Source organism: Pseudolactococcus chungangensis CAU 28 = DSM 22330 (genome assembly GCF_002441885.1).
GTDB classification, from domain to species: Bacteria; Bacillota; Bacilli; order Lactobacillales; family Streptococcaceae; genus Pseudolactococcus; species Pseudolactococcus chungangensis.
Window position 1 is genome coordinate 40,976 of the sequence record NZ_JXJT01000001.1, and the last position, 23,326, is coordinate 64,301.

23 protein-coding genes are annotated in these 23,326 nt (G+C 41.3%); 19 read left to right on the plus strand and 4 right to left on the minus strand.

The genetic code is table 11. The features are described 5' to 3' along the window. Positions 1-165: 165 nt before the first annotated feature. Positions 166-2,607, plus strand: a complete 2,442-nt coding sequence (locus tag RR45_RS00215; RefSeq protein ID WP_031366309.1) for a transglycosylase domain-containing protein — start codon at positions 166-168, stop codon at positions 2,605-2,607. A 93-nt stretch (positions 2,608-2,700) separates the two neighbouring features. Here RR45_RS00215 and recF read toward each other — a convergent pair whose 3' ends face one another. Beyond that, the gene (gene recF, locus RR45_RS00220; RefSeq protein WP_031366308.1) at positions 2,701-3,810 is read right to left on the minus strand and encodes a DNA replication/repair protein RecF; all 1,110 of its coding nucleotides are present in this window, start codon (positions 3,808-3,810) and stop codon (positions 2,701-2,703) included. 6 nt (positions 3,811-3,816) lie between these two features. Beyond that, a complete protein-coding gene (gene yaaA, locus RR45_RS00225) occupies positions 3,817-4,215 on the minus strand; it encodes a S4 domain-containing protein YaaA (protein ID WP_031366307.1) in 399 nt (132 codons plus the stop codon). A 207-nt stretch (positions 4,216-4,422) separates the two neighbouring features. On the opposite strand from yaaA, the gene yfmF reads away from it, so the two are divergent. The 10 genes from yfmF to RR45_RS00275 all read left to right on the plus strand — a co-directional run bounded on the left by yfmF (position 4,423) and on the right by RR45_RS00275 (position 14,962). Further along, entirely contained in the window at positions 4,423-5,685 is a 1,263-nt protein-coding gene (gene yfmF, locus RR45_RS00230) for an EF-P 5-aminopentanol modification-associated protein YfmF (protein ID WP_031366306.1), read from the plus strand. Then, entirely contained in the window at positions 5,675-6,958 is a 1,284-nt protein-coding gene (yfmH, locus tag RR45_RS00235) for an EF-P 5-aminopentanol modification-associated protein YfmH (RefSeq protein WP_031366305.1), read from the plus strand. The genes yfmF and yfmH overlap by 11 nt, the downstream gene beginning before the upstream one ends. Before the next feature lie 198 nt (positions 6,959-7,156). Beyond that, positions 7,157-8,023: a helix-turn-helix domain-containing protein gene (locus RR45_RS00240; protein ID WP_031366304.1), complete on the plus strand. Its 867-nt coding sequence runs from the start codon at positions 7,157-7,159 to the stop codon at positions 8,021-8,023. Between the two features lie 7 nt (positions 8,024-8,030). Further along, positions 8,031-8,588: a CDP-diacylglycerol--glycerol-3-phosphate 3-phosphatidyltransferase gene (pgsA, locus tag RR45_RS00245; RefSeq protein ID WP_031366303.1), complete on the plus strand. Its 558-nt coding sequence runs from the start codon at positions 8,031-8,033 to the stop codon at positions 8,586-8,588. Positions 8,589-8,828: 240 nt separating this feature from the next. Further along, positions 8,829-10,112, plus strand: coding sequence for a histidine--tRNA ligase (gene hisS, locus RR45_RS00250; RefSeq protein WP_031366302.1), 1,284 nt, complete (start codon positions 8,829-8,831; stop codon positions 10,110-10,112). Continuing rightward, complete coding sequence (locus RR45_RS00255; protein WP_031366301.1) at positions 10,112-10,342, plus strand: hypothetical protein; 231 nt, start codon at positions 10,112-10,114, stop codon at positions 10,340-10,342. Before hisS ends, RR45_RS00255 begins: the two co-directional genes overlap by 1 nt. A 3-nt stretch (positions 10,343-10,345) precedes the next feature. Further along, entirely contained in the window at positions 10,346-10,585 is a 240-nt protein-coding gene (locus tag RR45_RS00260) for a hypothetical protein (RefSeq protein WP_031366300.1), read from the plus strand. A 32-nt stretch (positions 10,586-10,617) separates the two neighbouring features. Next, the gene (gene aspS, locus RR45_RS00265) at positions 10,618-12,360 is read left to right on the plus strand and encodes an aspartate--tRNA ligase (protein WP_031366299.1); all 1,743 of its coding nucleotides are present in this window, start codon (positions 10,618-10,620) and stop codon (positions 12,358-12,360) included. Positions 12,361-12,368: 8 nt separating this feature from the next. After that, positions 12,369-13,244 (plus strand): YitT family protein, encoded by an 876-nt coding sequence (locus RR45_RS00270; protein ID WP_031366298.1) that lies wholly within the window; start codon positions 12,369-12,371, stop codon positions 13,242-13,244. A gap of 851 nt (positions 13,245-14,095) precedes the next feature. Further along, on the plus strand, positions 14,096-14,962 hold the full coding sequence (locus tag RR45_RS00275) for a YitT family protein (RefSeq protein ID WP_031366293.1): 867 nt from the start codon (positions 14,096-14,098) through the stop codon (positions 14,960-14,962). A gap of 166 nt (positions 14,963-15,128) precedes the next feature. Here the strand turns inward: RR45_RS00275 and dusB are convergent, their stop codons facing one another. Both dusB and hslO read right to left on the minus strand, forming a co-directional pair. Next, on the minus strand, positions 15,129-16,118 hold the full coding sequence (dusB, locus tag RR45_RS00280) for a tRNA dihydrouridine synthase DusB (RefSeq protein ID WP_031366292.1): 990 nt from the start codon (positions 16,116-16,118) through the stop codon (positions 15,129-15,131). 1 nt (position 16,119) lies between these two features. Beyond that, positions 16,120-16,980 carry an Hsp33 family molecular chaperone HslO gene (hslO, locus tag RR45_RS00285; protein WP_031366291.1) on the minus strand — a complete coding sequence of 287 codons (861 nt, stop codon included), beginning with the start codon at positions 16,978-16,980 and terminating at the stop codon, positions 16,120-16,122. An 887-nt stretch (positions 16,981-17,867) separates the two neighbouring features. Here hslO and RR45_RS00290 point away from each other — a divergent pair. The 8 genes from RR45_RS00290 (at position 17,868) to RR45_RS00325 (ending at position 23,314) form a co-directional block, all read left to right on the plus strand. Further along, entirely contained in the window at positions 17,868-18,470 is a 603-nt protein-coding gene (locus RR45_RS00290) for a signal peptidase I (RefSeq protein WP_031366290.1), read from the plus strand. Positions 18,471-18,514: 44 nt separating this feature from the next. Continuing rightward, a complete protein-coding gene (locus tag RR45_RS00295; RefSeq protein ID WP_031366289.1) occupies positions 18,515-19,123 on the plus strand; it encodes a hypothetical protein in 609 nt (202 codons plus the stop codon). 263 nt (positions 19,124-19,386) lie between these two features. Further along, complete coding sequence (locus tag RR45_RS00300) at positions 19,387-20,010, plus strand: hypothetical protein (RefSeq protein ID WP_031366288.1); 624 nt, start codon at positions 19,387-19,389, stop codon at positions 20,008-20,010. Positions 20,011-20,038: 28 nt separating this feature from the next. After that, positions 20,039-20,674 (plus strand): hypothetical protein, encoded by a 636-nt coding sequence (locus RR45_RS00305; protein ID WP_031366287.1) that lies wholly within the window; start codon positions 20,039-20,041, stop codon positions 20,672-20,674. 162 nt (positions 20,675-20,836) lie between these two features. Further along, the gene (locus tag RR45_RS00310; protein ID WP_031366286.1) at positions 20,837-21,586 is read left to right on the plus strand and encodes a hypothetical protein; all 750 of its coding nucleotides are present in this window, start codon (positions 20,837-20,839) and stop codon (positions 21,584-21,586) included. Beyond that, entirely contained in the window at positions 21,573-22,313 is a 741-nt protein-coding gene (locus RR45_RS00315; protein ID WP_031366285.1) for a hypothetical protein, read from the plus strand. Before RR45_RS00310 ends, RR45_RS00315 begins: the two co-directional genes overlap by 14 nt. 18 nt (positions 22,314-22,331) lie before the next feature. Beyond that, positions 22,332-22,838: a signal peptidase I gene (locus tag RR45_RS00320; RefSeq protein WP_167362579.1), complete on the plus strand. Its 507-nt coding sequence runs from the start codon at positions 22,332-22,334 to the stop codon at positions 22,836-22,838. A gap of 8 nt (positions 22,839-22,846) precedes the next feature. Next, a complete protein-coding gene (locus tag RR45_RS00325) occupies positions 22,847-23,314 on the plus strand; it encodes a hypothetical protein (RefSeq protein ID WP_031366283.1) in 468 nt (155 codons plus the stop codon). The last annotated feature ends 12 nt before the right edge of the window (positions 23,315-23,326 follow it).

Sequence of the window (23,326 nt, forward strand, 5' to 3'; positions counted from 1 at the left end):
TATCCAATTCACATTATCTGCTGTACCTCTTGTCTACTTTGCTTTTTTATAACCAGTTAATGCGTAGATTATTGCTAGATACAAAAGAGAGGGAATCCCTATGTCTAAAGGCTTGTAGGGCATATAGTAGTAGGTAAAAGAAAAAAGTTGTGATATAATAAAGCTATGACTAGAGAATTTTCCGATAAAGAACGTGAGGCGCTACAGCATCGCATTGAAGCTAAAAAAGCGAAACGTAACGAAAAAAATAAAAACAAAAATAAAAAAAGTCCTTCCGATGGTAAAACTATTCTAGAGACGACTTTTATAGTTGTCAGAGGTTTGGGTGTCGTTTTTGCGACGATTTTGAGTCTTGGTATTATTTTTAGTGCCGCGACAGGAACGGGTTATTTAGTGAGCTTGATTTCAGACGTCAAAGTACCGTCAAGCAAAGTATTGACTGAAAAAATCAATACCATTCCTGAGGCATCTGTGATGACTTATAGCAATGGTCAGTCAATTTCTGATATTTCGAGTGATTTAATCAGAACAAAAGTGTCAAGTGATCAGATGGCACAAACAGTAAAGAATGCCTTGATTGCAACAGAAGATGAAAATTTTGAACATCATAAAGGCGTGGTACCCAAGGCTTTCTTCAGAGCAATTTTGGGAGAATCAATGGGAGGGTCGTCTTCAGGTGGCTCAACGATTACTCAACAGTTGATAAAGCAACAAGTCCTTGGAGATTCACCAACTTTTAAGCGCAAAGCCACAGAGATGGTATATGCGTTAGAGCTTGAAAAACATTTTACCAAGGATGAAATCTTAACAGACTATCTAAATGTCTCACCTTTTGGTCGTAATAATAAAGGTCAAAATATTGCAGGTGTTGAAGAGGCAGCTAAAGGAATTTTTGGCAAGTCAGCTAAAGACTTGACGATTCCAGAAGCAGCTTTTATCGCAGGTTTACCACAGAGTCCTATTGTTTATACACCTTATGGTGCAGATGGCAATCTTAAATCTAAGGAAAATATGCAATATGGCTTAGATAGACAAAAAGATGTTCTCTTTAACCTTTATAGAAATGGTTATATCTCTAAAAAAGAGTATGAAGCTTATAAAGCCTATGATATTTCGACTGAATTCATTGCGCCGGCAACAGCCGAAACAGCAAGTCATGGTTATTTATATCACGTGGTCTATAATGAAGCCTTTGATAAAGTCTATGATTATTTGATTAAGACAGACAAAGTTTCTGAAGCTGAACAAGGTAATGATGTGATTAAAGAAACCTACCAAAAAATGGCAGAGCAAAAATTGCAACAAGGTGGCTTTACAATCACTGCAACCATTGACCAAGGGATTTATCAAGCCATGCAGACAGCTGTCGCAAATTATGGCTATCTCTTGCAAGACGGCACAGGTGAAAATCAGACGGGGAATGTCCTCATGGACAATAAAACTGGCGCTGTTCTTGGCTTTGTGGGTGGTCTGGATTATAATAGTAACCAAAACAACCATGCTTTTGATACGCACCGCGACCCTGGCTCATCTATCAAACCAATCGTGGCTTATGGGCCAGCGATTGATATGGGATTGATGGGAAGCGCAAGTCGCTTGTCAAATTATCCAACGAAGTTTGCTAGTGGTGAGCCGATTATGCATGATACATCAGCTGGGACACAAGAAATGATGACTTTGCAAGATGCATTGGATACCTCTTGGAATATTCCGGCCTACTGGACGTATCAGACCATTCTTAAATCTGGCAATTCGGTTAAACCTTACATGAGTAAGATGAACTACCAAGTTAAAAATTATCAATATGAGTCTCTGCCCTTAGGTGGTGGTTTAGATCCAACTGTTGTGCAGCATACAAACGGCTACCAAACCTTGCTGAATGGTGGCCAATACGACCCTTATTATGTGATCGATAGTATCAAAGACGGCAATGGTAAGGAGATTTATAAACATCAAAGTCAACCCGTTCAGGTCTATTCAAAAGCAACCTCATCTATCATGGCAGAGCTTTTAAAGGGACCGATTAAGTCACAGAAAACAACGACTTTTTATGGTCAGTTGTCTAACTTGAATTCAACGTTAGCGGGTGCTGATTGGGTAGGTAAAACCGGGACATCAAACGACTTTGTCGATGCTTGGCTTATGGTTGCAACGCCCGCAGTAACGCTCAGTTCTTGGGTCGGTCACGATAATAATACGCCAATGGCTGCGATGACGGGTTATAACAATAACTCACAATATGTTGCCCAACTAGCCAATAGTATTTATCAAGCTAATCCAGATGTGTTTGGTATTGCGCAACGGTTTACACTTGATCCATCAGTGACAAAATCAACAGTCTTGACAGCAACAGGTGAAAAACCAGGTACATTCACAGGTGGAGGCTACACGAACTTTACATTATCAGGACCCACGACGACATCTTATTGGGCTAAACCAGAAGGTGCACCGACGACGCAATATAAATTTGCGATTGGTGGTAGTGATAGTGACTATGCTGATGCTTGGACAAAAATTTTAGGTAGTAATACTGGTAATAATGCCAATAATAACGCTGGTAACACCACGAGCAGTAGTACTGATAATGCAAATAAGAAGAAACCGTAAGGTATAGAGAAATATAGAATAAAAAATAATTAATAAACGTGAATGGCTGAGCCGTTCACGTTTATTAATATTTTTACAATTTAGTACTAAGTGCTATTCGGTGTCTACTGATGTATCCGATTGTTCTGAAGACACGGTTTGTATCATACCTGAAGTCACTTCAAAAATCGTCATCTTATCAGGCAAATGCTGCAGATGATCAAGCGTCGTTGTTGTGATGAATGTCTGTGTTTTACCGATAACTAGAGCTAATAAATCGAGTTGTCTTTGGTTATCAAGTTCACTCATCACATCGTCTAAGAGTAAAACAGGATAATCACCAGTTTCTTGATGGATGAGCTCAATTTCAGCTAATTTGACAGACAGTGCAGTCGTGCGTTGCTGACCTTGAGAACCAAAATTGGAAACATTAATATCATTGATAAAAAATTGTAAGTCATCTCGATGAGGTCCAACAGAAGTTTGGGCACGAAACTGGTCTTTTTGACGCGCTTGCTTGAGCTCGACTGCAAAGTCAGTCTTGACATTTTGAGCATAAACGATGCGTAATTTTTCTTGACCGTGGCTCAGATGATGGTGCAAGTCAGCAGAAATCTCAGTGAGACTGGAGATAAATTGTTTGCGATGGTTCATGACTTTTTCGCCATATTCGACCAGCTGGTCATCTAAGACATCCAAAAAATTAGGGTCAATTTTTGATGCATCGAATTTGAGATAACTGTTGCGCTCTTTGAGTGTTTTATTATAGCGCATCAAATCATAAAGATAAACTGGACGAATCTGGCCAATTTCCATATCAACAAAACGTCTGCGCACACTAGGTGCACCCTTGATAATCGCCAAATCCTCTGGGGCAAACATGATGACATTCAAATGTCCGACATAATCAGCCAGTCGATTTTCCTTGAGATGATTGACTTTGGCAATCCGTCCCTTAGGTGTCAAGGTAATCTCGAGTGGGACAGTTGTATTTTTTTTGATAATCGTGCCTGATACCGACATCTCTTTTTGCTCCCAACCAATCAATTCCCGGTCAGTATGCGTTCTGTGGCTACGCGTTAAGGCAAGAAAATAAATGCTTTCAGCAATATTAGTCTTGCCTTGGGCATTTTTTCCGACGAAAATATTTAAGTTGGGATGAAACGTGAGGTCGAGATGGTTATAATTTCGAAAATTGGAGAGATGTAACTCGGAAATAATCATAGGTATTTATTTAGCACCAGGGAATTTAGGTTTGCTCGTTTTACGTTTATAGTATTGCTCTTTATTGTTAGCAGCTGATTTTTGACGCATTTCCGTTTTTTTGTTATCGGCGTTGATTTTTTTGACAATGGCTTTGACACGTGCCTCTTCGTCAAGTTCGGCTTGATGTTCCGCAATTTCATCTGCTGTCGCTGCGACAATACTAATTTTGAGACCAAAGCCTGGGAATTCAAGCACATCGCCATCAAAAAGTTTTTTACCGCGTCTATTTTCGTATTCACCATTGTACAAAACATCGTTGGTTGCTAAGAAATGTTTGGCTGCACCACCTGTTTCAATAATCGCTGCTTCTTTGAGCAACTTACCTAGGGTGATAAATTCATCGTATATCGTATAAGTATTCATACCTCATTTTAACATAAATTAAGGTCTTTAGGCGTGCAATCGGAATCTTTCGTTAAATGAGCATAACTTGATAGGAAATAGGGCATGAAAAATCTAGCGATACTGACAATCAGTGCGCTATAAAATTTGTTGAAATCTGCTACTTGATTTGGTGTTCGGATGCCTATATTTTGGTATAATAGAAAAGTACATAAATAAAGGATAAACATGAAAATAAAAAATGGCGTAAATTTACATATAATCAAGGAAACTAAGTTTAAGACAGTGCAATTTTTGGTGCGCTTTCGCGCTAAGATGTCACGCGCTAATGTTGCTAAACGTGTGATTATTTCTAACCTCTGGGAGACATCAAATGCAGTTTTGACGACCAATCAACAATTTCAAAGAAAATTATCGGAGATGTATGGTGCAAGTTTTGCGACTGGCGTGTCTAAAAAAGGTGACAATCATTTTTTGAATATCGGTATGAGTGTTGTTAACTCAAGGTTTGTTGAGGGTGATACGGTAACCGATGCGGTTGAACTCTTACACCAGGCCTTGTTTATGCCTTTGATTGATGAGATTGGCTTTGATGAGGCTACTTTTGCGCGTGAAAAGAAAAATCTTTTGCATTATTTGGCATCGACGCGTGAGGATAAGTCCTACGTGGCATCTATGCGCTTGAGTGAGCTCTTTTTTGAGGATAAAAATCTATCGACACCTAGTATTTCAACAGTTGAACTGATGGAACACGAGACGCGTCAGAGTGTTTTTGAGTACTATAAAAAAATGTTACTGACAGATACAATTGATATTTGGATTCTGGGTGATTTGTCAGCGGCTCAGGAAGCGAGTGTCAGGACTTATTTTTCAGACATGCCTTTTACTGATAGGGAGCCCTTGAGCACTGTCTTTTATGAGCAAGAAACAGCTAATATTGTGCGTGAAAAGACGGAAAAAGAAGCAGTCAATCAATCCATTTTACAGTTGGCTTATAGTCACCCAGTCAAATATGGCGATTCGGATTATCTCACGATGCAAGTGTTGAATGGCCTTTTAGGTGGTTTTTCACATTCAAAATTGTTCACAAACGTACGTGAAAAAGAAAGTTTGGCTTATTATGCTAACTCGCGTTTTGATACGTTTACAGGTTTCTTGAAAATTTCAGCTGGTATTGACGCGGGACAACGCAGTAAAGCTTTAACGATTATTCGAGCACAGGTTCGTGCTTTGGCACAAGGTGATATTTCAGATAGTGAACTAGACCAGACTAAAAATATGTTGAGAAATGCTTATTTCTTGTCACTAGATTCGCCGTCAAACCTCATCGAGCAGGCTTATATCAAACAACTTTTACCAGACCGTCAGCTTTCTCAAGCAGAATGGTTGCAAAGGTTGGACGCTGTGACAAAAGCTGATGTTGTTAGAATAGCTAAAATATTGAATTTACAAGCTTTGTATTTTATGGAGGGAGAAAGTCTTGGAGATTAAAAAATATCCACAAGTCGGTGAGACACTCTATAAAGAAATACTAGACAATGGCCTACTCGTTTATTATTTACCAAAGCCTGAATTTAATAAGACTTATGGTTTGTTCACGACAAATTTCGGTAGCTTAGATACGCAGTTTATCCCACGTGGCAGCTCAGATATGCAGACCTTTCCAGAAGGCATTGCTCACTTTTTGGAGCATAAATTATTTGAGAAAAAAGATGGCGATGCCATGAACTTTTTTGGTGCATTGGGCGCTAATTCCAATGCTTTTACAAGCTTTACACGGACGTCTTATTTATTTTCAACTATGGAAAATGTTGAACCTAATGTTGAATTGTTATTAGATTTTGTTCAGGAGCCATATTTTACCCAACCTTCTGTCGAAAAAGAACAAGGCATTATCACACAGGAAATCCAGATGTATCAAGATGATGCAGACTTTAGACTGTTTTTTGGTCTTCTACAAAATCTTTATCCTGAGTCACCTTTAGCTGCTGATATTGCAGGTACGCCCCAGAGTATCAGACATATTTCAGCGGAAGATTTATATGAAAATTATCGGACCTTTTATCATCCAGCCAATATGACGCTATTTTTAACAGGACCGTTTGAGGTATCAGAAATGTCAGCTTTGGTTGAGAAAAATCAAGCTGAGAAACGATTTGAGCCGATTGAACCGATTCAGCGTGCACCGTTTGTGGCAGCAGCACCGATTGCGACAAATCATTTGGCTTTTGATGTCACGATTCCTAAACTTGCGCTAGGTTTTAGGGGGTATGATCGTTTGCCGTCGGACCCTTTGCTCAGATTTGAGTATAAGTTAGCGATTCAACTTATGTTAACGATGATTTTGGGAAATACGAGTAGTCGTTATGAAAGCTTGTATAATCAAGGCTTGATTGATGATTCGTTTGGTTTTGATTTTGAAGTGGCACCGCAATATCATTTTGCCAGTATGACGTCAGATACGATTTATCCAATAAAACTCGCTAAAGTTTTGCGTGATACGCTAAAAAGTTATAAAATAGAAAGTGATTTCAATTTAGATCATTTGACGATTATCAAAAAAGAGATGTTAGGCGATTATTATAAGTCTTTAAATTCGCTAGAGTTTATTGCCAATCAATTTTCATCTAACCTTTTTGAAGGTATGACTTTCTTTGATTTCCCAATGATTTTGTCAAGTCTGACATTGAGAAAAATTGAACAACATGCAGACCGATTTATCAAAGAGATGGTCTCGACTGAATTTATCATGAACCCAAAGTAAAACAAATCAAAATCGACTATAATACTAAACATAGAATTGAGTTTCGGCTCCTAGCTCCTAGGAAAATAGATGATTTGTCCGCACGAACTACGTTCGATTACGGCAAATCCCTAATTTGCTCCTGCGATTACTCGTCGCAGTAAAACATTATACGGAGCTAAGCAGTCGCCTCAACATCTTATATAGAAAGGAGTTCTCGTGGCAAAAAAAACAGTAGGACAAGTTTTACGTGACCAGCGTGCGAAGCTTGATATGACGCTCAACGCAGCGGAAGCATTAACACAGATTAAAAAAATGTATATCGTCGCTTTAGAGCACGATGATTATGATGCCTTGCCAGGGGACTTTTATGTCAAGGCTTATCTCAAACAGTATGCAGAACGTTTGGACCTTGATTATGACCAATTGGTCACAGCATATGAAAAAAACGAACCCATTGAAGTAGATGAAACACCTGATTTATCTGAAAGTTATCAGTTTGTAAAACCTTCTGAACGCCTTGAAGCGGATGAAGAACTAGGCGACAAAAAGTGGCGTTATTATCTGCCAATCGTTTTATTAGGGACTGTTGCTGCCCTTATTATCATTAGTATTTCAGCCACCGTAGTCCTTAACAAACCTAAAAACAGTGGGATTGCAGAACACCTTTATAGCGTGTCAACTAGCTCTAAAAGTAAGGCATCAGCAAGTCATCCTGCGCCAAGTACATCGTCTATTTCTTCAGAATCAAAAGCACCAGAACCGCCCAAACCAGAAATAGCGGTGACTGGGAATGGTCAAGCACTCGCAGCAACGGTGAAAAATGTCGCAAGTCCAGTGAAAGTTAACCTCAGTACGGCAGCGGGACTAGCTGTTTGGATTGGCATGACTAACTCAGACTTGCCAGGTGGACAGATTACTTTGACCAATGCTACCCCGACGACGACAACCTTGACTGGGAACCAGACAGTCTTGACATTGGGTAAAACAACAGGATTAACCATTAAAATTGGTGATACCCCAATTGACTTGTCAAGTATTGTGGCACCTGAAAGTCCAGCAACCTTGACGATAACAATAGAATAGAGAACTGATGAAATTAACCAAAGAAAACTTACCTAATAATTTAACCATTGCCCGTATTTTTGCGATTCCACTTTTTATCCTGATTTTAGCATTGGGTGGTCACGCTCATGTTTGGCAAGTCATCGCTGCGATTTTATTTGCAGTCGCATCTGCAACTGACTGGTTAGACGGTTATTTAGCACGTAAATGGCACATCGTCTCAAATTTTGGTAAATTTGCGGATCCCTTGGCCGATAAAATGTTAGTCATGTCAGCATTTATCATGTTGGTGCCCTTGAAATTGGCACCAGCTTGGGTGATTGCCATTATCATTTGTCGGGAATTAGCCGTGACTGGTTTACGTTTACTCTTGGTTGAACAAGGTGGTGTCGTGATGGCCGCTGCCTTACCAGGCAAGATTAAAACCTTCACACAAATGCTATCTATCATCTTCTTGTTACTAGGTTGGCACTTACTTGGTGTGATTTTCTTATACGTCTGCCTAGCCGCAACCATTTACTCAGGTTATGACTACTTTGCCCAAAATATGTCAGTCTTTAAAGATGCAGACCAATCACAGCAATAAAATCTTGCAAAATGGTAAGGACTAATATATAATTAAGATAAGCAATCAGAGAGCGGAGGTAGCTGGAAATCCGCATGATAGAGAAAGTGACAGTTAAAGATTATAGTTAGCGACTTTATAGCTACAGAGCTAGGAATGCCTAGAAACCCAAGGTGGTACCACGATATTGTCGTCCTTGAGCGTAGATTTCTACGCTCAGGGGCGTTTTCTTATAGGAATTGAGAGAGGTAAATAGCAAATATGAAATTACAAAGACCTAAAGGCACAGTTGATATCCTGCCCGGTGAAAGTGAAAAATGGCAATTTGTCGAGGCAACCATGCGTCGTGTTTTTGCGACCTATCGTTTTAGTGAAATTCGCACGCCACTTTTTGAGCATTACGAGGTAATCTCACGTTCCGTTGGGGATACGACAGATATCGTAACCAAGGAAATGTACGATTTTTACGATAAGGGTGACCGTCACGTGACCTTACGGCCTGAGGGAACAGCACCAGTTGTCCGCTCTTATGTTGAAAACAAAAAATTTGCGCCAGAAGTCCAAAAACCATTTAAAGTTTATTATACGGGTTCAATGTTTCGTTATGAACGCCCGCAGGCTGGTCGTCTGCGTGAATTTCACCAAATTGGTGTCGAAAATTTTGGCTCAAAAAATCCTGCAACGGATGTTGAGACAATCGCTATGGCTAAAGCCTTTTTTGACCAAGTTGGTGTCAAAAATATTAAGCTTGTCATCAACTCATTAGGCGATGCCGAGACACGTGAGCGCTACCGTGAGGCCTTGATTGCCTATCTGGAGCAGCATTTGGAAAAGCTCTCGGATGATTCAAAGCGCCGATTACACGAAAACCCCTTGCGTGTGTTAGATTCCAAGGATAAACAGGACATCACTATCGTCAAAGACGCGCCCTCAATCTTGGATTTCTTGTCTGATGCGAGTCAGCAACACTTGACTGACGTCAAAACCATGCTTGAGACCCTAAATATCGCCTACACCGTCGATCAAAATATGGTGCGTGGTCTGGATTACTACAACGACACGATTTTCGAGTTCATGACGGAAATCAAGGGCAAAGAGCTGACGATTTGTGGTGGTGGTCGCTATGATTCACTGGTCAGCTATTTTGGTGGGCCTGATACACCTGGCTTTGGCTTTGGTATCGGAGTGGATCGACTCTTGCTTGTCCTAGAGGAGCAAGGTGCGTCGCTACCAGTTGCACAGCCACTGGATGTTTACGTGGTTGTTTTAGGCGCAAGTGCCAATGTTGCAGCGCTCAAGTTAGTGCAATCGCTGCGTGAGCAAGGCTATACCGTAGAACGTGATGTCTTAAATCGCAAGATTAAGCAGCAATTCAAATCTGCAGAAGAGTTTGGCGCCAAGACCATCATCACTCTCGGGGAATCAGAAGTTGAGACTGGAGATATCGTCGTTAAAAATAATGCGACACGTGCAGAAGTCAAGACGACCTTGTCTGACATTCAAAGCCAGTTTGATGCTGTCTTTACAGAAGTGACGACTGATTAATGGCAGATAAACTCAAAATATTGATGGGCTTGTCAGCTTTATCAATGGCTGCTAGTTTGTATCAGATTATCACAAACTCTCATCAGTTTGACCATACTTTTTTAGTGATTTATTGCGCCTTGATTGTGATTTTTAATCGGGATAAGGCGATTACCCGAGATAAAATTGCGCGGGTTATTGTGATCATCACGCTTATCCTTTTACTCGTGACATCATTTCTCACGAGGTAAGGCATGACAAAAAATACAGTCCATCTATCAATCAGAATTTTAGCAATTTTAATCATCATCATCAGTATCCTCAAACTGGTACAAGGCGATACTAACGGTCTTAACCTATGGCTCTTTGTTGTCCTCTATGGGGTGGCAATCAAGAAAATCAACGCTTTCCTTAAGGAAAGCCGTTTGACGACAAGTCTAGTCTTTCTAGCTGTTGGATTGCAGCTTGTGATGTGTGTGTTACACTCATTTTAAGTAGAAAATAGTAGTATATTAAGGAAGTAAAAATGAAACGAACATTGTATGCGGGCGCCGTCCGCTCAGAACAGATTGGTCAAACAATCACCCTCAAGGGTTGGGTGGCACGCCGTCGTGATCTTGGTGGCTTGATATTTATTGACCTACGTGATCGTGAAGGTATCATGCAGTTGGTGGTTAATCCTGAATTAGCCTCAAAAGAAGTCTTGGCAACAGCAGAGAGCCTACGTAGTGAATTTGTCATTGAAGTGACAGGAATAGTCGTTGCTAGGGCGCAAGCCAATGATAAATTAGCAACCGGACAAGTCGAGCTTGAAGTTGCTGAGTTGACCGTTTTAAATGCTGCAAAGACAACACCATTTGAAATCAAGGATGACTTAGAAGCCAGTGATGATACACGGATGCGCTATCGTTATCTGGACTTGCGTCGTCCGGAAATGTTGTCAAACTTTAAATTGCGTCACAATGTGACTAAGGCAATCCGTCATTATCTGGATGATTTGGACTTTATTGATGTTGAAACACCGATTTTAACTAAGTCAACACCGGAGGGGGCGCGTGACTATTTAGTGCCGAGTCGAATTTCGGAAGGGCATTTTTATGCCTTACCGCAGTCACCGCAAATCACCAAGCAGTTATTAATGAACGCTGGCTTTGACCGTTATTATCAAATCGTCAAATGTTTCCGCGATGAGGACTTGCGAGGTGACCGTCAGCCTGAATTTACACAGGTCGATTTGGAAACCTCTTTCCTTGATGAACAGGAGATTCAAGGTTTGACAGAAGGTTTGATCGCAAAAGTTATGAAAGATACGAAAAATATCGACGTGACTTTACCTTTTCCTCGCATGACTTATGATGACGCCATGAATCAATATGGCTCTGATAAGCCAGACACGCGTTTTGAGATGTTGTTGACAGACGTCTCTACCATTGTCAAAAAGGTAGATTTCAAGGTCTTCTCAGAAGCGCCAGTCGTGAAAGCCATTGTTGCCAAAGATGCGGCGGATGCTTACTCACGTAAAGACATTGACAAAATGACAGATTACGCCAAACAATTTGGTGCCAAAGGTCTGGCTTGGGTTAAATTTGTGGCCAATGAATTCTCAGGTCCTATTGCTAAATTCTTGCCAGAAATTTCGGATGAATTGGCTGATACGCTGGCTCTGACGGATAACGATTTGGTCCTATTTGTGGCGGATGAATTGGACGTGGCAAATGCGACACTTGGTGCCCTCCGCAATCAAATCGCCAAAGAGCAAGACTTGATTAACCAGAATCAATTTAACTTCCTTTGGGTGATCGACTGGCCGATGTTTGAGTGGAGTGAAGAAGAAGGTCGCTACACAAGTGCTCACCATCCCTTTACCTTGCCAACAACAGAAAGTGCGCATGAACTTGAGGGGGATTTAGCCAAAGTTCGTGCGGTCGCTTATGATATTGTGCTCAATGGTTATGAATTGGGTGGTGGTAGCTTGCGGATAAACCATAAAGACTTGCAAGAGCGGATGCTCAAAGCGCTTGGGTTTACAGCAGAAGCTGCAAATGAGCAGTTTGGTTTCTTACTTGAAGCTATGGACTACGGTTTCCCACCACATGGCGGTCTAGCCCTTGGTCTTGACCGCTTCGTTATGCTTCTAGCTGGCAAAGATAATATTCGTGAAGTCATCGCCTTTCCAAAAAATAATAAGGCGACAGACCCGATGACGCAGGCGCCTAGCTTGGTTTCTAACCAGCAGTTGGCAGAACTCAATTTAAAAATTGGAAAATAATATCTTCTATGATGAACGTGATTAAAAATCTCTCTATCGAAAAACTGATGTATAAACTTTCAGCATCAGTCGTCTACGCGATTCTATCTGCGGTCGCCCTGAATTTCTTCTTTCAGCCTGGTCACGTTTATTCCAGTGGGATAACAGGTCTAGCGCAGATTTTCACAACTCTATCTTATAAATTACTGGGTCATAATATCCCCGTATCCATTACTCTCTATCTGCTTAATATTCCCTTGCTAGTTTTAGCTTGGCTAAAAATCGGCAAAAGATTTACCATTTACACGGTGCTTACAGTTACCCTGAGTTCAATCTTCATCCATATCATTCCCGAGTTTACCTTGACGCCAGACCCGATTATCAATGCTATTTTTGGTGGTGCGGTCATGGGTGCGGGGATTGGTTATGCGCTACGCAGTGGGATTTCCAGTGGTGGGACAGATATCATCAGTCTCTATATACGGAAAAAAACAGGTCGCCAGGTTGGGAACATCAGCCTCTTGTTCAATGGTGTCATTGTAATCCTTGCAGGTATTCTTTTCGGTTGGCAGTATATGTTCTATTCGCTTTTAACGATTTTTGTATCAAGCCGTGTGACGGATGCTATCTATACCAAGCAACGTAAGATGCAAGCAACCATCATTACCAAACATCCGGTAGAAATTACTCAGGCCTTACATCACAGATTACACCGAGGGGTCACAGTGGTTAACTCAGCTGAGGGTGGCTATACAAAGGTGACAATGACGATTTTGATTACGATTATCACACAAGCCGAATATCAAGAATTTAAATATATTATGAAAGAAGTTGACCCGGCAGCCTTTGTGTCGGTCGCTGAAAACGTCAAAGTCTTAGGACGTTTTGTGGAAGATCAAAATTAATACTAATTCGCCTAAAAAATGTTAAATTTTTCGATTAAATATCGTCAATCCATCGTTAATATTTTTCGACATAACACCGCTATGCCTTCAAAATATTGCCTTGTCTTGACGACATTTAATTCGAAAAGATACTTATCATTTTTAAGGCGAATTAGTATAAAAAATAAAAGATAAGGTTTATATGTTCGGTTAACCAAATAAAGTAAACATTTTTGACTATTATGTTTTCTTTCTTTAGCTAACTGAGTATAACTTTGATAAGATTGTGACACATCATCACAGTCTTATTTTTTGAAAGTTAGGAAAAGCCTTTGACCGGTCGAAGTTCGCGGATGTCAAGTTTCAAGGTTTCATAAAGTGAAAACGCAGAAAGCTTTTGAGCGGCCGAAGTTCGCGAATGACCCTGCTTGGCGGGAGCGCAAGCGGATGTCAAGTTTCAAGGTTTCATAAAGTGAAAACGCAGAAAGCTTTTGAGCGGCCGAAGTTCGCGAATGACCCTGCTTGGCGGGAGCGCAAGCGGATGTCAAGTTTCAAGGTTTCATAAAGTGAAAACGCAGAAAGCTTTTGAGCGGCCGAAGTTCGCGAATGACCCTGCTTGGCGGGAGCGCAAGCGGATGTCAAGTTTCAAGGTTTCATAAAGTGAAAACGCAGAAAGCTTTTGAGCGGCCGAAGTTCGCGAATGACCCTGCTTGGCGGGAGCGTAAGCGGATGTCAAGTTTCAAGGTTTCATAAAGTGAAAACGCAGAAAGCCTTTGAGCGGCCGAAGTTCGCGAATGACCCTGCTTGGCGGAAGCGCAAGCGGATGTCAAGTTTCAAGGTTTCATAAAATGAAAACGCAGAAAGAAAAATAGATGAATAAAGAAGTTAAATTTCACCCCGTAAATTTCTTGATGATTGCATTGGGGGCGGCGATTTACGCCTTTGGTTTTGTTAATTTTAACATGGTCAATCACCTAGCTGAGGGTGGTATCAGTGGGATCACCCTGATCTTTCATGCCCTGTTTAAACTCAATCCAGCTTACACACAGATTCTGTTCAATATCCCTTTGTTCATTTTGGGTGTCAAAATATTCGGTAAACGAGGTATGATTTACACCATTCATGGGACTGTCTGTCTATCTGTTTTTATCTGGCTCTTTCAGCGTATGAGCTTTTCAATTGATCTTGCGCATGATACCTTGATAGCTGCACTTCTTGCAGGTATTTTTGCTGGGATTGGTGGCGGTATCGTCTTTCGATTTGGTGGGACGACCGGTGGTGGGGATATCATTGGACGTTATTTTGAGCAGAAAAAAGGCTTAGCCCTCGGACAGACCCTCTTCGTTTTTGACATTGTCGTCCTAACCTTATCACTCTCTTATATCGACATCCAGCACATGATGTACACCGTCATTGCTAGTTTCGTCTTTAGTCAAGTCGTTGCCGTCGTGCAAAATGGTGGTTATACCGTACGAGGGATGCTGATTATTAGTAGCAAGTACACAGAAATCAGCCAAAAAATCACGGATGAAATCGGTCGTGGGGCAACCTACCTCAAGGCAGAAGGGGTCTATTCAGGGCAAGAAACCAAAGTTATCTATGTCGTCTTGAGTCCTGTGCAAGTTCAAGCGGTCAAAGCCATTCTAGCAGAAATTGACCCAGATGCCTTTGTCTCCATCATCAATGTGCATGAAGTCATCGGCAGTGGCTTTACTTATACGGAAGATTTGAACTTGTGAGTTTCCGTTTTAAAAAAGATAACAAGTCAAGGTAACCAAAACAAAAGGACATCTGTCAATCGACAGATGTCCTTTTGTGCTATTTCACTTCAAAAATATAAATTACTTTTCAGTTTCGAATGTTGTCAAGACAAAGCAGTATTTTTAAAGTGAAATAGTATTAATATCAAAACAGTTTCATATAATCATCAAAGATGCCAGAAATCTCTGCAGCAGAATTGGCTTGATTAATGGCAACTTTAACCTTGGCGGCACGAGGTGCCCCTTTGAGGTAATAAGCGGCGTGCTGGCGGAACTCACGTGAACCATTTTCGTCACCTTTGAGCTCAGTTAAGCGCGTCAAGTGAACCTTAGCCGTTTTGATTTTCTCAGCAACAGTCGGCTCAGGCATTGCTTCACCAGTAGCTAGATAATGTGCAGTCCTTTTTAGCATCCAAGGGTTACCAAGTGCAGCACGCCCAATCATTACGGCATCGACACCGGTTTCATCCAGCATGCGCTTGGCGTCCTCAGGGGTTTTGACATCGCCATTTCCGATAAAAGGAATGGTCATCTTGCTTGCGACCTTGGCGAGCCAATCCCAGTCAGCCTTGCCTTCGTACATTTGAGCTTTAGTTCGGCCATGCATGGCAACGGCAGCAGCACCCGCTTTTTCAGCAGCTAGCGCGTTTTCGATGGCAAAAAGGTGGTCATTATCCCAGCCTAGACGCATCTTAACCGTTAAAGGTAAGTCGATAGCAGATGAAACGGCGGATACCACATCATACACTTTATTAGGGTCTAGCAGGAGGCGAGAACCAGATTCATTTTTAGTAACCTTAGGGACAGGACATCCCATATTAATGTCGATAATGTCAGCCGTCGTATGTTCTTGGACAAATTTCGCAGCTTCCACTAAAGTCTCAGCATCACCACCAAAAATTTGAATCGACAAGGGATTTGGTACACCATCAAAATCAAGCATTGATAGGGTTTTAGCATTGCGATGCTCAATTCCCTTGTCAGAAATCATTTCAGTGACGACAAGACCTGCCCCAAATTCTTTAGCGAGGCTGAGAAAAGCTTTGTTATTGATACCAGCCATCGGCGCAAGGACGATGCGGTTTTTGATGTCAATGTCCCCAATTTTCCAGGGTGTATCGTAGGTATTTGTCATGTTATATCAGTTCTTTCAAATCATTTTCTGAAAAATTGTAGACTGTTTCGCAGAACTGACAGATAACTTCAGCTCCGTGATTTTCAGTAATCAATTTTTCAACTTCTATTTTGCCAAGGCCTTGGATACTGGCAGCAAACCGTTCTTTAGAGCAATCACAGTGGAAAGCCAAAGGCGATTCTTCCAAAATTTTGTATTGGTCTTGTCCGTAAATGGCGTCTAAAATAGCTTTAGAGTGGTCATGTGAACGCAAGAGTTTGGAAATGGCAGGCATTTTCTGGATGCGTGCTTCAAAATCTGAGATTTCAGCCTCAGGTGCATCTGGCATGACTTGAACTAAAAAGCCACCGGCAACATGGACGGACTCATCTTCATTGAGCAAAACATTCAAGCCAACAGCAGATGGTGTCTGATCAGATGTTGTCAGGTAGTAAGCCAAGTCCTCACCTATTTCACCAGAAATCAAAGGTGTTTGTCCAGTATAAGGCGTTTTCAAGCCCATGTCTTTAACAACTGAAAACCAGCCCTGACCGACTAAATCGCCGACTAAGACTTCACCAGTCGAGCCACGTTTATAGTCCACGTTAGGCTCTTTAATGTAGCCTTTGACATTACCACGTGTGTCTGCAACCGCAATGATACTGGTAATTGCACCATTACTTTGGACGCGTACCGTAATCGTATCATCACCTTTTTGATTGGCACCTAAAATCTGCGCCGCAATCAAAGTCCGCCCAAGCGCAACCGTTGAGCTAGACCAAGTTTTGTGTCGCTTTTGTGCCTCACTAACCGTTTGCGTCGCTTCAAGCGCATAAGCTCTGAAATGCCCATTATTTGAGATTGTCTTGATTATTTTATCCATGAGTTATATTTTAACATAAATGCGTCTGACTTGTATAGGAAGTGGTATCGCTTTTAGTTTTGGTAGAAGAAACGCAGTCAGTTGTTTTAATTGTTAATGATGTTGCTTAGCTTGAGCAGACGACAACGACAGCCGTTCCATAATCGAAACGTCCTAACACAGGAGAACGGAATGAAAAAAGTTTAGCGAGTCGTGCTATCGAAGTGACTTCGCCGTGAGCATCTTGTACCTGATTAAAAGAAAATATTTAAAAGTTAAAGGTTAATCTTTTTTGCCCCATTCATAAGGTGCTTTGAGCCTATTCACGATTTGACAGGCGTTAACATTATTTGACTATTCTATTTATGAGTCATATTTTAATATAGTTGTGTCTAGCTTTTAGTAATGAGCACAGTTTAGTTTGAGCAGGTTTAGCATATCATTTTGCCGTATTTGGAAAAGAGGGTATACTATAAACATAAGATAATAATATATAAATGTGACATATTTTTTTAATTTAACGAATTGTTTTGTACATTTACGAAAATAGTGTATAATAAAGTTAGAATTTAATTCTAATCAAAAAATAATACAAAACCGTTTATTTATCATAAAAAGTCAATAGGATTAATTTTAAGAACACTTGACAGGAGAGGGGGACAGGCATATGATTAACAGAACAGAACAGAACAGAACAGAACAGAACAGAACAGAACAGAACAGAACAGAACAGAACAGAACAGAACAGGCGGCTAGTTGCGGTCATTTTAATGATACCTCATGAACTGAACTTTAAATTAAAGGTCGGACATTTTGTCTTGCCTTGATTTAAAGTTCAGTTCTTTTGTGTTTTAAATTGATTTTCGAAACTTGAAAACCAAGGACTATCAGAAAGGAGAAGATAAGAAGTGAAAAAAATTATGAAACATATAGGCAACGCCTTGCTTTGGGTGTTGACACTTGTGTTTATGCTTGTATTGGTTGGCAACCTCTGGATGATGTTTCAGTCAACTGTCCAGCATTCGAAAGCACCTAGTATTCTAGGGTATAGTCCCTTGATTGTGAATACAGGTTCTATGGCAGGGGATAAAGCAGATGATTTTAACGCTGGGGATTTAGTCATTATTCACAAAACGAAAAAAACGCTAAACCTTAAAAAAGGGACCATCATTACCTTTGTCGACCCACATTCAGAATCTAAGGCATTGGTGACGCACCGGATCAATCAGGTGATCACACATGGTAAGGATCACGTTTACGAAACAAGGGGGGATGCCAACAACACCAGTGACAAAGGTGTGATTAATCCATCGCAAATCGTCGGTGTTTATCAGACACACCTGAAAGGTTTCGGCTCAAAACTGATGTTCTTACAATCACCAAAAGGGATGCTCTTATTCATTGTTCTACCACTTATCATTTTGTTTGGTAGCGATTACATCGTTCAGGCCTTTAAGTCAAAAGCATCTAAGGTGTCTAAAACAGAAGAAGAGCCGATAGTGAGTGTTTAAAACTAAGAAGATGAAGAACCGATAAGGTTAGAGAGGAAAATGTTATGAAATTAAATGGGAAAATAGTGAGTGCATTGGCACTGGTCACACTGGGCGCAGCAATTGGAGGCGCGGGCACACTTGCCAAGTACACCTCTCAAGTCGAGGTGGGTTCAAGCGAAGCCCGTTTGGCAAAATATCAGTTTAATCAAACAGGGACACTTGATTTGTTTGCAGCGAGTTATGACGGCACGGTTCAAGCTAAAAATGGGACAGACCTACTCATCGCCCCAGGCACAACAGCCAAAGCAGATATTGCTTTTGAGTCAAACTCAGAAGTCAAAACAGAAACAGTCGTCAACTTAACAAAAGTAGAAACGACAGGTGTCTTGCTGGATCATATCAAAGTAAATGTATCAATTGCTGGCGCTGCACCAGCTGCTGCGACACTTAGAACAATCAAAGATGCGCTTGCTGATGATAAAGAAGTGACGCTCGGCAATCCGGTCACAACCAATGCTGCAACAGCGGCTACCATCACGGTACCTGTTACTTGGACCTATGACTTTGAGGGGACTGGCAGCTATGATGCAGATGATACTGCTGCGGCTAGTGCTGCGACAATGCCAACTGTCAAACTCACATTTACAGGTATTAACACACAAATCGACTAATCTGGTCTAAGCATGAAAAAAACTGAGTTTCGGCTCCTAGCTGATAGCAACTTTGTTGCTTCTATCCGTAGATTGAAAGCTGTGATTTCAACTAGGAAAATAGCTGATTTGTCCGCACGAACTACGTTCGCTTACGGCAAATCCCTAATTTGCATCTGCGATTACTCGATGCAGAAAACCGTGCTCCTGCGATTACTCGTTGCAGCAAAGCGCTCTACGGAGCTGGACAGTCGTCTCAACATCTTAATATAAGGAGAACTGCTATGAAACTTACAAAAAAACGTCTTGCACTCGTAACTGCAGCTGCAGCCTTGGTAACTGCCGGTATCTTTGGTGGCACTTATGCGAAGTACCATACTGAAACACTCCCAACAACTGATAACGCACGTCTCGCAAAATTCTATCTTAACTCAGAGAATACGCTAGATTTATTTAAAACAGAGTATACGAATGCTACAGGTATTGGGGCAGATGTCAAAAATGATGGTAGCGATGCCAAAAATCTCATTGCACCAAATGTCACAACAACTCAAAATTTGACATTCAAAGTTGCGACAGAAGTTAAATCACAGTTGGATTTCTCAGGTCTGACAATTGACACGAATTTACCAAAAGAACTTCAGCAATTTATTTTGGTTCAAGTTTGCGGAGCTTATCACGGTCTGGATGCTTTGGTGGCTGATCCTAGCGTGGCAGCGTATAATGTTGTGACTGTGCCAGCAGGAGATCCGAGTACTGAATATCATGTTCCCCTAAGCTTTACTTGGAACTTGGATAACGGTGCAGATGCAGCAGAAACAGCAGCAGCAATCGCACAAGCGGGAAATTCGAGCGCTGGTTACTACCTAAAGGTAACAGGTCAGGCAACCTTAACACAAATCGACTAATCTATCATAAGAAATGGAGCGTAGGCATATGAAAATCACAAGAAAACGTGTCTTGAACACAACAGCAATCGCAGCAATTTTAACAGCAGGTGTCTTTGGCGGGACTTATGCCAAATACTTGTTACAAGTTGATACCCAAGCAGACACAGCTCGTGTCGCAAAATTCTATGTCGGTTCTTCTGAAGTGAATTTGTTTACTAATACTTACGACAATGAAGAAGGCACATCAGGAGCGGATATTGCGACAGATACAGACAATCTTATCGCACCAAACTTTACAGCGACAGCCGAGTTGACGTATGACGTTACTTCTGAAGTCAAAGCAGAGCTGAAATTTGACGATCGAACAAAGGTTGAGACGAATTTGCCAGCAGATATTCAAAAAGATCTCAAGGTAGTTGTCGGTGATCCAGCAAAACCTATCTATACAGGGACAGTTTATGACCTCAATCAAGCTAATGGTGCTGGTCTGCCATCATTTACAAAAATCAAAGATATCCCTGCTCACACAGACGGTGCAACAATTAAAGTACCAGTAACTATCTCATGGGACTTAGAAAGTGGTCATGATAAGGTGGAAACTGATGCGGCAATGGCACAATATGTCGGAACAGATTACACTTTGACAATTTCTGCAGGTGCAGTCTTGACACAACTTGACTAAACATGGCAAAAAGCAAGTTAAAAAACATGATACTGAAAGCGGTGCGACGTAGTCGCAAACTTTCGTAGAAAATTAGGGATTTGCCGAAGCAAGCGTAGCTTGTGCGGACAAATCGTCTATTTTCCTAGAAAGTTAGCTTGAAGTTCAAAAAGGAGCAAGTAAATGAAAAAAATAATACTTATGGCTGTCCTTGCTTTGTCGCTGCTGTCAGTTGGTGATGTTGTTCAAGCAGCGACACCAGATGTAAGTTCTGGTGCAACGGTTGCGGTATCTGATACGAATGGTGTAATTTGGACTTCTGAAAATAAAGTGCCAATTTTCTCAGATTCAGTCTTTTATCCTGGTTATGATGATGAGTATTGGTTTACCGTCAAAAATACTAATTCTCATGCAATTGAGTATCGTATGGTGTTTGATTTAAAAGATCAATCAGGCGTGCCATTAGATATTAAGGTTAGCCGTGATAATCGAACGATTTTTGAACATCAAACAGCGAACCATGCGACTGAGGAAACAGTAGAGAGCGAAAATTTGAAACTGCCAGCTGGTGCGTCATTCAGCTATCGTTTTAAAATCACATGGCATGATAATGCCTTGACAGATGCAGAAGATACAGCGCATGGTTTAGCAGCTATGACCGAAAATAAGACCACTTCTGTCAATTTCTATTTTGAAAAGCCGAATAATGGTGGTAACATCCCCAGCGACACAGATGAAACGACTGACGGGTCAACAACACCTATCGGTCTACCGACCACAGGTAATACACAACCTATCGGTCAGAAACTTGCAGACACTTTTGGAAAATTAGGAGAAGAAAATGCTACTTTGGTAAGTTCTTTAGGTGTTGCTGCGATTGTGATAATTGGCATCTTAGTGCTGAAAAGGAGGAAAGCAGATGAAAAAAACTAGACGACTAATCCTTTTAGTCATTGGTGTTGCTGCCTTATCTGCTGGCTCAATAGGTTACAGTAACGCTAAATACAGAAAAGAAATTAATAATGAAACCACAGCACGTCTAGCGCAATGGCGCGTCAATCCAGAAGCACTATCAGGGAGCCTAGATTTGTTCTCGGGCAGCTACACTGCAGCAGGTGAAAATGATACGGATGGCGTTGATAATATGACCGCCTCAAGTGATCCTAAAGGAGCACCGATTGCCTTTGACGGCAATAACTTACTCGCACCGGGTGCTAAAGGTAGCACAATCTTAGATTTTTCAGGTATCGAACTGGGTGACACAGAGGTAGCTTATCAGATTAAATTCGTGGATATTGTGCCAGGTGCCGACTTGATTTCACAGTATGTGACGATTGGTGAATATGGTGCAGGAGATGGCAAGGGGGTTACGCCTATATCTGATCCAGTGTTGGACTCGCTAAAAAGCAGAATAGTTTACACAGCAAGTGTTGATGGCGGCACAACAATTAATGGTGACTTATCAACGCTTGAGACTGGGCTAAAAACCTTAACCGTTCCGTCAAATGGGAAAGTTACAATTTCATGGGAATGGCCCCATGACAGGTACAATAATGGTGGCTATGATGTGCAAGACACAGCAGTCGCTGACTTAGCAGAGAGTCGTACGGACTTGCGACTTGTCGTGAGACTTGCCTATCAAGCAGTTCAAGTCAATTAAATGCCGCAAGGGGGAACAATGGTTAAAAAAATCATGAGTGTAATTATTGCTACCCTGCTAGGTTTCATCTTGATAGGCAATGTTTATGGTCTCGTGCAGCGTATGACAGGTCAGACTGTTTTCCCTATGTTTCTGGGCTTTGGCAAAGCCATTGTCGTGAGTGGGAGTATGGATCCAGCAATTAAAGTAAATGACATCGTCCTCGTGCATAAGGTGCCACAAGCAAGGTATCAAAAAGGCGACATCGTTACCTATCGTTCGGACGATTATCCTGTCACACACCGCATCCAGTCAGTAACAGGCGATATAGTTATCACCAAAGGCGACGCCAATGATGCGGCAGACCAACCGATAAAAACCAGTGATATTTATGGGAAAGTGGTCCTCGTCATTCCTAAGCTTGGCTATCTGCTCCGTTGGTTGCAAGAGCCACTAGGACTAATGGTTTTGGCAACAGGTTTAATCGCTATCTGGGAAAGCGACAAATGGCTGACCTTGCCAAGAGGAAAAAAAGATAAAAAGTAGGTGAAAATATGACACATCATAAAAAAGTTTACCGAGTGCTAGTCTACCTAGCGATCTTGGGAGCTGTGGGGACAGGCGCGACTTATGCCAAATATGTCAGTCAAGTCGGCTCAGCAAGAGAATCAGCAAAAGTTGCAGGTTTTAATGTGACGGCAAGGCTGGAAACATCTGGCACTAAGAATATGACTGAAAATACAGCGACAGATACAGGTCTTAATACAGGCAAATTCCAATTTGAAATCAAAGGCAGCGCAACAAGTCAGCAAATGACCGTGACTTTCACGAATAACAGCAAGGTATGGGTCAAACCGATTGCCAGTGGTGGTGCAGCGAGCCAAACGGATTTGTCAACAGTTTTAGCAGGGCAAGTCATTAAACAGGGCGAAACGAAGAGTTATGATTTCACGATCTCATCAACCTATGGTTTAGCAGATAAAAATCTCATTTTTACAGCCCAACAAGTTATGACAGAATAGAGAGGAGAGGCT

Excerpts from the sequence above, each read along its gene's own strand:
- RR45_RS00215 (WP_031366309.1), top strand. The coding sequence starts at position 166 with ATGACTAGAGAATTTTCCGATAAAGAACGTGAGGCGCTACAGCATCGC.
- recF (WP_031366308.1), bottom strand. The coding sequence starts at position 3,810 with ATGATTATTTCCGAGTTACATCTCTCCAATTTTCGAAATTATAACCAT.
- yaaA (WP_031366307.1), bottom strand. The coding sequence starts at position 4,215 with ATGAATACTTATACGATATACGATGAATTTATCACCCTAGGTAAGTTG.
- yfmF (WP_031366306.1), top strand. The coding sequence starts at position 4,423 with ATGAAAATAAAAAATGGCGTAAATTTACATATAATCAAGGAAACTAAG.
- pgsA (WP_031366303.1), top strand. The coding sequence starts at position 8,031 with ATGAAATTAACCAAAGAAAACTTACCTAATAATTTAACCATTGCCCGT.
- hisS (WP_031366302.1), top strand. The coding sequence starts at position 8,829 with ATGAAATTACAAAGACCTAAAGGCACAGTTGATATCCTGCCCGGTGAA.
- RR45_RS00255 (WP_031366301.1), top strand. The coding sequence starts at position 10,112 with ATGGCAGATAAACTCAAAATATTGATGGGCTTGTCAGCTTTATCAATG.
- RR45_RS00260 (WP_031366300.1), top strand. The coding sequence starts at position 10,346 with ATGACAAAAAATACAGTCCATCTATCAATCAGAATTTTAGCAATTTTA.
- aspS (WP_031366299.1), top strand. The coding sequence starts at position 10,618 with ATGAAACGAACATTGTATGCGGGCGCCGTCCGCTCAGAACAGATTGGT.
- RR45_RS00270 (WP_031366298.1), top strand. The coding sequence starts at position 12,369 with ATGATGAACGTGATTAAAAATCTCTCTATCGAAAAACTGATGTATAAA.
- RR45_RS00275 (WP_031366293.1), top strand. The coding sequence starts at position 14,096 with ATGAATAAAGAAGTTAAATTTCACCCCGTAAATTTCTTGATGATTGCA.
- dusB (WP_031366292.1), bottom strand. The coding sequence starts at position 16,118 with ATGACAAATACCTACGATACACCCTGGAAAATTGGGGACATTGACATC.
- hslO (WP_031366291.1), bottom strand. The coding sequence starts at position 16,980 with ATGGATAAAATAATCAAGACAATCTCAAATAATGGGCATTTCAGAGCT.
- RR45_RS00295 (WP_031366289.1), top strand. The coding sequence starts at position 18,515 with ATGAAATTAAATGGGAAAATAGTGAGTGCATTGGCACTGGTCACACTG.
- RR45_RS00300 (WP_031366288.1), top strand. The coding sequence starts at position 19,387 with ATGAAACTTACAAAAAAACGTCTTGCACTCGTAACTGCAGCTGCAGCC.
- RR45_RS00305 (WP_031366287.1), top strand. The coding sequence starts at position 20,039 with ATGAAAATCACAAGAAAACGTGTCTTGAACACAACAGCAATCGCAGCA.
- RR45_RS00310 (WP_031366286.1), top strand. The coding sequence starts at position 20,837 with ATGAAAAAAATAATACTTATGGCTGTCCTTGCTTTGTCGCTGCTGTCA.
- RR45_RS00315 (WP_031366285.1), top strand. The coding sequence starts at position 21,573 with ATGAAAAAAACTAGACGACTAATCCTTTTAGTCATTGGTGTTGCTGCC.
- RR45_RS00320 (WP_167362579.1), top strand. The coding sequence starts at position 22,332 with ATGGTTAAAAAAATCATGAGTGTAATTATTGCTACCCTGCTAGGTTTC.
- RR45_RS00325 (WP_031366283.1), top strand. The coding sequence starts at position 22,847 with ATGACACATCATAAAAAAGTTTACCGAGTGCTAGTCTACCTAGCGATC.